Annotated in this window: 11 protein-coding genes; 5 read left to right on the top strand and 6 right to left on the bottom strand. The window is 41.8% G+C overall.

From position 1 onward, the window contains the following. The first annotated feature begins 4 nt into the window (after positions 1-4). Positions 5-3,754, top strand: a complete 3,750-nt coding sequence (addA, locus tag FGG79_RS08490; protein ID WP_138777675.1) for a helicase-exonuclease AddAB subunit AddA — start codon at positions 5-7, stop codon at positions 3,752-3,754. 371 nt (positions 3,755-4,125) lie between these two features. Here the strand turns inward: addA and FGG79_RS08485 are convergent, their stop codons facing one another. The 6 genes from FGG79_RS08485 to FGG79_RS08460 all read right to left on the bottom strand — a co-directional run bounded on the left by FGG79_RS08485 (position 4,126) and on the right by FGG79_RS08460 (position 6,103). Further along, the gene (locus FGG79_RS08485; RefSeq protein ID WP_138777273.1) at positions 4,126-4,344 is read right to left on the bottom strand and encodes a spore germination protein; all 219 of its coding nucleotides are present in this window, start codon (positions 4,342-4,344) and stop codon (positions 4,126-4,128) included. Positions 4,345-4,412: 68 nt separating this feature from the next. Continuing rightward, positions 4,413-4,820, bottom strand: coding sequence for a spore germination protein GerPE (locus FGG79_RS08480; RefSeq protein WP_138777272.1), 408 nt, complete (start codon positions 4,818-4,820; stop codon positions 4,413-4,415). A 3-nt stretch (positions 4,821-4,823) separates the two neighbouring features. After that, positions 4,824-5,000: a spore gernimation protein GerPD gene (locus FGG79_RS08475; protein WP_138777271.1), complete on the bottom strand. Its 177-nt coding sequence runs from the start codon at positions 4,998-5,000 to the stop codon at positions 4,824-4,826. After that, positions 4,975-5,604 carry a spore germination protein GerPC gene (gerPC, locus tag FGG79_RS08470; RefSeq protein WP_138777270.1) on the bottom strand — a complete coding sequence of 210 codons (630 nt, stop codon included), beginning with the start codon at positions 5,602-5,604 and terminating at the stop codon, positions 4,975-4,977. Before gerPC ends, FGG79_RS08475 begins: the two co-directional genes overlap by 26 nt. Before the next feature lie 33 nt (positions 5,605-5,637). Further along, positions 5,638-5,868, bottom strand: a complete 231-nt coding sequence (locus FGG79_RS08465) for a spore germination protein GerPB (RefSeq protein WP_138777269.1) — start codon at positions 5,866-5,868, stop codon at positions 5,638-5,640. A gap of 13 nt (positions 5,869-5,881) precedes the next feature. Beyond that, the gene (locus FGG79_RS08460; RefSeq protein WP_138777268.1) at positions 5,882-6,103 is read right to left on the bottom strand and encodes a spore germination protein; all 222 of its coding nucleotides are present in this window, start codon (positions 6,101-6,103) and stop codon (positions 5,882-5,884) included. A 130-nt stretch (positions 6,104-6,233) separates the two neighbouring features. Here FGG79_RS08460 and FGG79_RS08455 point away from each other — a divergent pair, with 130 nt between their 5' ends. From FGG79_RS08455 to FGG79_RS08440, 4 genes are all read left to right on the top strand, one after another. Beyond that, complete coding sequence (locus FGG79_RS08455) at positions 6,234-7,436, top strand: DUF418 domain-containing protein (RefSeq protein WP_138777267.1); 1,203 nt, start codon at positions 6,234-6,236, stop codon at positions 7,434-7,436. 6 nt (positions 7,437-7,442) lie between these two features. After that, on the top strand, positions 7,443-8,312 hold the full coding sequence (locus tag FGG79_RS08450; protein WP_138777266.1) for a fumarylacetoacetate hydrolase family protein: 870 nt from the start codon (positions 7,443-7,445) through the stop codon (positions 8,310-8,312). Positions 8,313-8,384: 72 nt separating this feature from the next. Further along, positions 8,385-8,756, top strand: a complete 372-nt coding sequence (locus tag FGG79_RS08445) for a YisL family protein (protein ID WP_138777265.1) — start codon at positions 8,385-8,387, stop codon at positions 8,754-8,756. A gap of 177 nt (positions 8,757-8,933) precedes the next feature. Beyond that, positions 8,934-11,843 (top strand): bifunctional diguanylate cyclase/phosphodiesterase, encoded by a 2,910-nt coding sequence (locus FGG79_RS08440; protein ID WP_138777264.1) that lies wholly within the window; start codon positions 8,934-8,936, stop codon positions 11,841-11,843. Positions 11,844-11,849: the final 6 nt, after the last annotated feature.

Below are 11,849 nucleotides of genomic sequence, written 5' to 3'. Positions count from 1 at the left end.
AAATATGATTCCAGCCAAACCTGATCATGTGACATGGACGGATGATCAATGGAAGGCGATTTGGGCGAAGGGTCAGGATATACTTGTAGCAGCAGCAGCAGGGTCAGGGAAAACCGCGGTCCTGGTAGAGAGGATCATTCAGAAGATCCTTGCAGAAGATGACAGAATGGATGTGGATGAACTATTGGTGGTTACTTTTACCAATGCTTCAGCCGCAGAGATGAGACATCGGATCGGACAGGCGTTAGAAAAGGCGATCGATGAGGATCCCCATTCCCATCATCTACGAAAGCAGCTAAGCTTATTGAACCGTGCTTCCATTTCTACCCTGCACTCCTTTTGCCTTGAAGTAATTCGTAAATATTATTACCTCATCGATATTGATCCCGGATTCAGGATTGCAAATGAAACAGAAGGGGACCTTCTTCGGGACGAAGTGCTTGATGAGCTGTTTGAAGAGGAATACGGTAAAGAAGATAATCAATCGTTCTTTAAACTGGTGGATACGTTCACGAACGATCGTAGTGACGGTGCCCTGCAGGACATGATTCGCAAGCTGTATGATTTTTCACGCTCTCATCCGAACCCCGACGAATGGCTGAGAGGATTAGACGAGATGTATGTGATTGAAGAAGGAGCTGAAATTGATCAACTTTCCTTTATTCATCCACTGTTAACAGACATTCAGCTACAGCTTCACGGAGCCAAAAGTTTATTTAAGCGCGCTTTGGATCTCACCCGTGTTCCAGGGGGACCGGGTCCGAGAGCTGAAAATTTCCTTGACGATATCACTGTAGTTGAAAGTCTCGAGGAAAGTCATCGCCATTCATGGAATGCGTTATATGAGAAGATTCAGACATTAACTTTCACCAAATTAAAACCATGTCGAGGTGACGACTTCAATAAAGAGATTGTAGATGAAGCGAAGAAACTTCGGGATCAAGGGAAGAAAGCGTTAGAAAAAATCCAGGAAGATTTTTTCTCCAGAAGACCTCAGTCATTCCTTGAAGATATGTTGAAGATGAAGGACGTGATTCACTCCCTGGCAGAAGTGGTGGTGGAATTCGGCAGTCGTTTTAAACAGGTGAAAGAAGAAAAAGGACTCGTTGATTTTGCTGATTTGGAGCATTTTTGCCTCGCTATCTTAAGAGACCCAGCGTCCGATGCTTTACGTCCTTCAGAAGCCGCGGAACAATATAAACATAAATTCAAAGAAGTATTGGTGGATGAATATCAGGATACGAATATGGTACAAGAATCCATTCTTCTCCTTATAACAGAAGAACATGAAGCGGTTGGGAACCGGTTTATGGTGGGGGATGTGAAGCAATCCATCTACCGCTTCCGATTAGCGGAACCCAATTTATTTTTAGGTAAGTACACCCGATTTCTACCGGTGAGCGGTGAATCTGGAATGAAAATAGATCTTTCTCAAAACTTCAGAAGCAGAAAAGAAGTGTTGGAGGGGACGAACTTTTTATTCAAACAAATTATGGGGGCTTCTGTCGGAGAAATGGAATATAACAGGGAAGCAGAGCTTGTAAAAGGTGCTCCTTATCCGGAAGAGAAGGAGTATCCGATTGAAGTCGCCCTTATCAATCAAGAATCGAATGAAGCTTCCGCTGAAGAAGAGGAGCTGTCCATCTTTGACGAAGGGGACATCGAGAAGTCTGTCCTTGAAGCACGCTATATGGCAAACAAAGTGAAAATGATGATAGAAGAACGGACCCCGATCTATGATGCTAAGACGAAAACCGAACGGCAGGTTCAATACCGGGACGTCGTGATATTACTCCGTTCCATGCCATGGGCGGCAGAAATCATGGAAGAATTCAAGCGTCAGGGGATACCGATTTATGCGAATTTATCCACTGGGTACTTTGAAGCGACCGAGATTGCCATCATGCTTTCACTGTTGAAAGTGATTGATAATCCATACCAGGATATCCCTCTTGCTTCTGTGTTGCGTTCCCCGATTGTAGGACTGGACGAGCAAGACCTTGCCAGCATCCGGATCCATTCCCGGGCCGGAACGTATTTTGAAGCCGTGAAGAAATTTGCCGATGAAAAACCGACTAACCCAAGGGAAGAAGAAACCTTTGAAAAGGTTAAAGTGTTCCTGTATCATCTGCAAAATTGGCGGACAAAGGCACGTCAAGGGTCTGTCACCGAATTGATTTGGCAATTGTACAGGGACACCCGATTCTATGATTATGTAGGAGGGATGGCCGGAGGGAAGCAGCGACAGGCAAACCTTCGAGCCTTATATGACCGCGCCCGGCAATATGAAGAAACTTCCTTCAGGGGCTTATTCCGCTTCCTGCGTTTCATTGACCGGATGAGGGAAAGAGGGGATGATCTTGGAGTTGCGAGAGCCCTGAGTGAACAGGAAGACGTGGTCCGACTCATGACGATCCACTCAAGTAAAGGGCTTGAATTCCCTGTTGTATTCGTAGCAGGGACGTCTAAACAATTCAACCTGATGGATTTGAATGCTTCCTACTTGTTGGATAAAGACTTGGGGCTGGCAACAAAGTTTACAGATCCAGAGAAACGGATCAGCTATCCATCACTGCCTCAACTGGCCTTTAAACGGAAGAAACGCATGGAGGCGATTTCTGAGGAAATGCGTGTGCTTTATGTGGCGTTAACCCGTGCAAAGGAGAAGTTAATCTTAGTGGGTACGGTGAAAAGCTTAGAGAAGTCACTTAAGAATTGGCGAAGTGCTTTAGGGCAGACGGAATGGTTGTTATCTGATTATGACCGGGCACAAGCAAGCTCCTATCTTGATTGGATAGGTCCAGCCCTCATGCGTCACCCACAAGGCGGGGAACTTGGTGGTGAGTCATTGTCTGAGGGAATCAAGATGAATGAAGAGATTTTTCAGCATCCTTCCAGCTGGAATATCACGACGATTCATAAGTCTGAGCTGGGTGCAGAAGACGAAGAAGAAAATAGTGAGGAAAGCTACTGGCAGGAGAAAGTGAAGAATGGTCTGGAAGTGGAGAGTAACTCATCTTATAAAGAAGAGGTATTAAACAGGTTATCATGGAAGTATCCTCACCTTAGTGCAACAAGTCTCCGTTCCAAACAATCGGTTTCCGAGCTGAAGCGGATGGTGGAGATAAGGGATGAAGCTTCAAGCATCGATATTCTTCGCCGTCATCAAAAACCTGTATACAACCGGCCGCAATTCATGCAATCGAAAGAACTTTCACCTGCTGAAAGAGGAACGGCCATGCATACAGTCATGCAGCATATTTCGTTTGCAGATGGTGTTCCAACTGGAGAAAAGGTGGAACAGCTGTTATCACGGTTGGTACATAAAGAAATCTTGACTGAAGAACAGAAAAAAGCGATTTCTTTAGACAACATCGTGGAATTTTTCCAAAGCGACCTGGGGCAACGGATGGTACATGCTATGGCCATTCAAAGGGAAATACCATTTAGCATGAGCGTCCCTCTCAGTGAGATATCGGAAACTGGTGAAGGTGCTCCGGAAGAAACCATCCTTGTTCAAGGTGTCATCGACTGTGTATTCCGGGATGAGGCTGGAATCGTGCTGTTGGATTACAAAACAGACGGTATCCATGACCGCTACAAAGAGGGATTTACGGAAGCGAGGCCTATACTCGAAGAGAGGTATAAAGTACAGATCGAATTGTACACCCGTGCACTTGAATCGATTTGGAAGGAAACCGTCTCAGAGAAATACCTTTACTTCTTCGATGGTGGACATGTTTTGGAGCTTTAAAAGCAAGACAAATCGAAGTACTTCTTTTCTTCTTATTGAAGGGAATACCCAAACTGAGTAAATTATTGGTGAAAACGAGGAAAAGTGTCGATCTTCGGAATAAAAGATAAGGGATAAACGAAACAAAAAGCCTTTGATAAGGCTTTTTGTTTGTTTTGTATGATGAGTGCTCCACATTTGGTCGTGTGGTTAGCGATAAGGGTAGTGCAGGAGAGTAAGCTAGTCACCTAAAGAACTGGAAAGTGGCCAAATGAAGTACAAAAGTGGCCCTGCAAACTTCAAAATGAGACCTAACAAGTATCAATAAATCATCTTTCTTCGAGCTGTCAATTAAATGAAGAGCAATTCCCTTCATTTAAAATGGTAATCCTCTAGTTATTTCCAGTGATTGGCTGATCAATTACGTTGCAATCAAATGTCGTGCTTACGCTGAACACATTGTAGCTTAATTGGAATGGACCTGTATTGAAGCCACCAGCGCCACCAAAAGTTTTAGAAGCATTTTTTGGTGAGATAATGACTGTGTCTCCAAACTGTATATTCCCTCCACCTACGTTTAGAATAGCGACAGGACCTACTAAAGCGGGCATAATCAACATCCTCTTTTTTATTTGTCTATACTTGTAGCCTATGTGAATTTCTGAGGAAGGTTCTTCATCTAATTTGGACTTTCAATGGTTTCGAAGTTTTGTTCCTCTTCACCCTTATCCTTTTCAAGCTGACGAATATTTTTGACTCTGCCTTCCATATACACATTCGAGGTGTTCCCTATATGGATGATGGATGAAAACGATGTAGCACGTATATATATGTTATTCACTTTAATCGGACATAGATTCAACCGGTTCACTCTTATATCGGGATTAATACGAGGAAGCTCAATGGGACTGGTAAACACTTCAGAATCAAAGGTTCCTTCGCTGGTTAAGAAAAATTCTCTTTCACGTTGAACTGCGTACGCTTTTGACAAGGCATTAATGTTCTGAGAATCCCCTATTTGGTAAAGCGAGCTGAAAGCTAATGTAATACCATCTAAAGAATTTACAATTGAGTATCTCTTAAGCATAAATCACTTAGGGGTCAGAGGAACGAATGGACCGATGATTAGTGATTCAGGCGGCGTATCGAAAGCAGAGGCAAGCTGAATGATATCAGCATCTCCAACGAGGACAAGGGAAGAGCTCGCCACTCCTGCTATTTCAATATTTCCAACGGATAATTCACGATTGATTACCTGGAGGTTCATTGTTCTTCATTCCTTCCATATTATCTGGGATTTGCGACATAAAGGAGAATAGGGCCGTTTCGATATCCTTTTTGATCTTAGTGATGATCTTTCGTTCCCATTCCCCATCTTTCTTTTTGGACTCAATATAGGGGATGTTTTGTAAATAGAAATCAATACGCTGAGGCATTTGGTTCAATAAATCCTGTTGGATCATCTCGTAGTAATTTGGATCCAGTGAGCGTTGGAATTGCATTTCATTATCCTGGATCAAGCTTGGTAATTCTGAATCGATATAAGCCTTTATTTCAGCAGTAATTCTTTCTTTATAGGGTTTTATATCCTTAATGGACTTAACATCTACATTTTGCTCGACGGCTAAATCCTCTATTGTATCTTTTAAGTTATTAGGATTCAATCCAATATTCAGCGTTCCGTCAAGAGATTCCACTTTTAGCTGATCAAATTTGTATTCAATTTTCTCTACATTAATTTTAGGGGAATCCCTAAGGGTGGTTAATTCTTGTGACAGGTCATTCACTTTTTTTTCCAACGCGACAATTTTCGTGTTCAACATTTCGATATACTGATAGAGTTGTTGTGGGGTCATATAGTAATTATTCATCCTGTCACCTCTTCCTATTGTCGCGTTTCATTCTTATTGTGGCGTTTGTAAAGGTACTAGCGGCGACACAGAGGGAGGGGTTGTTACCCCATTCCCATTTTTCTCCGCTTTCGGAGCAGGCTCTGTGTAGCCACCTGTATTGTAAAGAAAGTCATTTGTGGCGATTTGGCCACATGTTCCAATTTGAAGAATGGAGGAATTAGACATTCCACCAATCTTGATGAATTGAATCTGTATGGATTGTTGTACATAATAATTAGTCATTTTCGCATCACACTCATAGGTTAAAGTTTATTCCTTGATCCATTCCATCATCATCCACGGTATAGGTCAGGGAGCTTTCGTTATACACGGAAATACCCTTACCGGTTATGAATGAACCTGCCCCGGCGAAGGTTTTGGCTGTAGAAATGGGACTGATATTAAACACATCCCCAATATGAAAGACGGCACTGGAACCGACGCTTACGACTTGTGCAATTCCTACGATTGCGGGCATTACGACTCACACCTTTAAGACAAAGTTAATTATTGTTATTCTATGTGAGAAGAATGAATAGGTGATAATCGCCTATTTTCGCGTTTCAAGTTAGAATAGAACCAAGATTATTTTTCCGGAGGAACGATTAATGAATAGCATGTCGCCAATTGAACATTCAGAACGTATTCTAAGCCTTGATGTCATCAGAGGATTTTCATTACTTGGGATCTTTATCATCAATATGATTTCCTTTCATTCACCATTTCTTTATTTTGATCCATATACCTGGTGGAAAACACCAGAAGATGCTGCCCTATATCCTTGGATCGATGTGTTGGTTCAAGCGAGCTTTTATCCACTATTCGCGATGATGTTTGGATATGGGTTGGGTATTCAGCAGCAACGGGCAGACATGAAAGGATCATCATTCTATCTGTTCGGAATCAGGAGACTTCTTATTCTTTTAGGGATCGGTTGTATCCATGCGTTTCTTATTTGGTCAGGGGATATCCTGATTAATTATGCTTTGTTTGGGCTGGTTTTACTTATATTCATGAGAATGTCGGGTAAGAGACTGTTGTGGTTAGGGGGAATACTGTTTCTTTTGCCTCAGTTATTTTTCAGTATATTGCTAGTGTTAATGACATTTGCCGATCCAACGGGCGTCACGCATTACACCGACATTGGCGCACTTCAGAACTCTGTTTCCGCCTATGCTTCAGGGAACTATGCAAGTATCATGGGACAACGTTTTCAGGATTGGTATGTGGTGAATTCACCGGACAATCTCATATTCCTGATCCTCTCGATCCTCCCGATGATGATAATTGGAGCAGGTGCAAGTAAACTGCAACTACTGGAAAAGGTACGAACTCAAAAAACAACATGGATGGTGATAGGTGGCTCCACATTAGCGACCGGAATCGTGATTAAATCACTGCCATTATTTATTGAGTCCAACTTTGCTTATGCCTATATTCAAGATTTTTTCGGAGGTCCGTTCTTATCAGTATCTTATGCAATAATCCTTTCTTTATTATTGCTGAATGAAAAAATCATGAATTGGAGCAAGCCAATAGCCTCCGTTGGAAAGATGTCGCTGACAAACTATTTAATGCAATCGATCATCGGTACCATGATTTTCTATTCATACGGATTTGGAATGTATGGGGAAGTGACATTAACGACAGGAACAATGTTAGCGCTAGGCATCTACGTGATACAAGTCATTCTCTCTGAAATATGGTTGTCCAAGTTTCAATATGGTCCAATGGAAAAGCTGTGGCGAGTATTAAGCTATGGTAGAAGCACAGTGGGGAAAAGAGAGAAGAATAAAACGACAAAGGGATGAATATGGATGAAATTTGTTAGTTTCCAAATCGGGAAAAGACAAACGTATGGTGTCGAACAAGATGGTCGCGTTCTGGAGCTATCGGGTGTCGAACAACTACCAGTAGACCTACTTGAAGGAATCGAGAAGGGGGAAGGTTTTCTTCAAGAGGTAGAAAATGTGCTTAGGAAGATGAACGTAGAAATGAACTCTTATACATATAAGGAAGTGAAATGGCTTTCCCCGATTCCAAAGGTGAAGAGAAATATCATGTGCGTAGGGAAGAATTATCGTGAACACGCCATTGAAATGGGTGGAGAACAGGATATCCCCGAACACATCATGATTTTCACGAAAGCGACCAATACGGTCATTGGTCATGAAGAAATGGTTCTTCATCATCATGAACTAACGGAAGAGCTTGATTATGAAGGAGAGCTTGCGGTCATCATAGGTAAAAAGGGGAGAAAGATTACACCTGAGGAAGCCATGGATTATGTGTTTGGCTATTCGATTCTGAATGATATTACCGCTCGTGACCTGCAGAAGAAGCATGGTCAATTTTTCATCGGGAAAAGCCTGGACACAACATGTCCGATTGGACCTTACCTCGTGACGAAGGATGAAGTCCCAAATCCTCATAATCTTGCGGTTACAACGAAGGTTAATGGAGAAATCCGTCAATCTTCCAATACTAGTGCAATGATTTTCACCATCCCCATGATCATATCGGCATTGTCCAGTGGGATGACACTTGAGCCTGGTGATATTATTGCGACCGGAACGCCAGCTGGAGTCGGGAAGGGTTTCAAGCCGCCACGCTTCCTAAGAAAGGGAGACAAGGTGGAGGTCGAAATTGAATCCATTGGAATTTTGACAAATCAGTTACAGGCCTAGTTAAAATTTCTGTTGTTGTACAGACTGTGGTAATATTATGAGCGTATACTATCTACCTGTAGGAGGTTTATTATGTTTGATACTACACATGCCCATATTACAACTTGGGTCGTTGCCATCATTCTTTTCTTTGTAGCCGTTGGCTTGCATAATGCAGGAAAGAACAAAGGCATGAAAATTGTACATATGATTTTACGATTATTCTACTTGCTCATTATTTTAACCGGTGCCTTCTTGTTCTGGAAACATCAAGGTCTTAATCCTGCTCTATACGGCATTAAAGGATTGGTTGGAATCTGGGTGATCGGAATGTTTGAAATGATCCTGGTCCGTCTGAACAAAGGGAAGAGCACAAATGTATTCTGGATATTATTAATTGTTTCATTAATCATTGTTCTATATCTAGGATTACGCTTACCGTTAGGCTTTCACCCATTTGCATAATCGATAAAAGAGTCGGCTCGCTTATGAGTCGACTTTTTTTATATGTCTATTTCCACCCAAAGGATCTATATGGACCTAAGAACGGTTACTATTCTTCTTTTCTAATAAATAAATATCCAAATCTGTCGAATTGTGGTATTTTGATAGAAACGATGTCTTTCAAGTAGGTGTGAAAAAATGGTTAAGTCCTTTCAGTATATGCATATAAATGAACAATCTTTAAGTCAATTTATTATCGAGAACGAATTAGATCAGTGTCCTTCCCTTTTGATTCAGGCCTTTGTTGGAAGCTCCCCAATTGAAACCATTCAAGCCTTGCAGAGTCATATCACCCGGTTGTTGCCTCAAGGAACCCTCATTGGTTGCAGTTCAAACGGACAAGTGATAGAAGGGGTGATTGTATCAGAAATCGTCCTTACATTCACTGCATTCGATAAGACGGACATCAAGTCGCTCTTACAAGAAAAATCCTTATCAAGCAAATCACTCGGCAAACAGCTCTTTAAAAAAATAGGTCAATCTGAAACTAAAGCATTCATCACTTTCGCAAGTCACTTACATCTTCATGTTCAAGAGTTTCTAGAAGGTGTTTCAGAAGAAGGCGATGGAACTATCGTGGTCGGTGGAACTGCTTCTGATCTCCCTCATGTAAGGCCTACCTATGTCTTCACAAATCATGAAATTTCAAGTGAAGGTTTCGTATCAGCCGCCCTGAGCGGGACGGATTTAATGATTCATACACAGTCCATAGAAGAATGGCAGGAAGTTGGACCAACCTTCAACATTACTAAAGCGAGAGGTCGTATTATAGATGAAGTTAATGGTATGAAACCTCAACGCATTCTGGAAAAGTATTTAGGGAAAAGATTCGTGAGAGGACTCCCCGAATCATCTATTGAATTTCCGTTCCTGCGACATGCTGAAAAAGACAAAGTGGCAGTCTATATTATGAACGTATTGTCAAATGGCAGTCTGGAGTGTAGTCAGGAAGTGACCGAGGGAGAGAGCGTGTCGTTCGGGTTTGTAAACATTCAGGATTTGATTCATTCTACAACGAAGCTTCTGACTCATTTAAAGCGCCACCCGGTGGAAAGTCATTTTGTTTACAATTGTGTAGCCAAGAAGAAGTATATACGAGATGTGACGAATCAAGGGCTATCCTATTTAAACGGGATTTCCCCAGTCAGTGGTTTTTTCTCTTTTGGTGAATTTGGGAGAAGGGATAACAAGCCGAAACTGATGGCACACTCCTTAACGTATCTTGGGTTGTCAGAAGGGGTTCTGGAATCAATCAGAGGGATGAAGATTGAATTCACCCTATCGCCTGAAGCCAGTGCCATGATGTCTCTAACCAATTTAATCAATACAGCGGAAAAGGATATTCAAGAACTGACACAAAATATCCAGATCTCAGAAGAATATTATAGGTCCCTTTTCGATAACAATACTGACATTGTTTACAGTACGGATTTGAAAGGAAGATTTACGTCACTCAATCCATCTTTCATGAAAACGTTTGGAATTACGAAAGAAGAAATTCTGGGAAAATCAGCCCTCCATTTTATAAATAAGGAAGATATTCATCGGGTCAGGAGACATTTTTACCGGGCCATGGATGGAAGGGAACAATATTATGATTTACCCATCACTAATAAAAATGGTGAAGTGAACTACTTTCAAATCAAGAATATCCCCATAACCGTTGAGGGGGAATGTGTGGGGATCTTTGGAATCGGACGGAATGTAACGAAAGAGCGTCAATTCGAGAAGAAAATCACACAGCTTGCTTACTATGATGGTGAAACCGATCTCCCTAATAAAATGAAGTTTAAGGAAATTATAGACGATAGAATCACCAGGGCGAGAAAGAAGAAACGGGAGCTCGCGGTATTGTTTCTAGACATGGATCGATTTAAGATGATCAATGATACTCTTGGTCATTCAGCGGGAGATTTGATTATTAAAGAGCTTTCTCAAAGAATCCAGAGAGTTCTTCCTACAGGCGCGTATGTAGGGCGTTTTAGCGGAGACGAATTTACGGTGCTACTCACGAAGAATGTAAATGAATCCACTATTTCAACCGTCACCCAATCAATTATGAGCACAATCCAGGCACCATTCACCTATCAAGGGAAAGAGTTCTATATAACAGTCAGCATTGGGGTAGGAATTTATCCCAGGGATGGAGAAGAGTCTGCTGATTTATTGAAGAATGCTGATTCTGCACTTAATTGGGCGAAATCAAAAGGCGGGAATAATACGGTTTATTTCTCCCGGGATATGAAGGAAGAAATTACCCGTAAAGTGGAGATGGAAGCACAACTTCGCAGAGCCATTGAAAGAAATGAGCTTTATATCGCTTATCAGCCGATCATCAATATTCCGAATCAATCCCTTATAGGTTGTGAGGCCTTACTAAGATGGTGTCATCCTTCGTGGGGTATGGTTTCACCAAATGAATTTATTCCCCTTGCTGAGAAAACCGGGCTGATTTATGAAATCGGTAAATGGGTACTGGTGGAATCGTGTATTCAATTGAAGAAATGGCTGGATGTGCATGTAGAAGATTTCTATATTTCTGTCAACGTCTCGGCGCAGCAATTTCAGCACCCAACCTTCCAGTGTGATGTGAAGGATGCGTTAGACATTTCCGGACTCCCACCGGAAAATCTATGCCTCGAGCTAACAGAAACCATCATGCTCCAAGGTGCAACTCATACAATCAGCGTCATGCAATCTCTTGCAGCTCTTGGCGTGAAACTTGCGATTGATGATTTCGGAACTGGATACTCATCTTTAAGCTACTTAAAGGATTTACCCCTTCATATTCTTAAAATCGATCGTTCTTTTGTACAGAACATGAGTGACTATAGCCCGGATGTAGCCATCGTTCAAGCCATCACGACCATGGGCAAGGGGTTGGAAATGAAGGTAGTAGCAGAAGGGGTTGAAACAAGAGAGCAGTTGGAGTTACTAAAGCAGCTTGGATGTGATTATGCTCAAGGATTTCTTATTGAAAGGCCTATGCCTTTGGAGAGTATGAACTTATTTTTAAAGAATTCACACCTGGTGACCACTCAGGAATAATATAAA

This window comes from Bacillus sp. BHET2 (genome assembly GCF_005938125.1).
GTDB lineage: Bacteria > Bacillota > Bacilli > Bacillales > Bacillaceae_B > Rossellomorea.
This window is presented reverse-complemented; position numbering and strand designations above follow the sequence as displayed.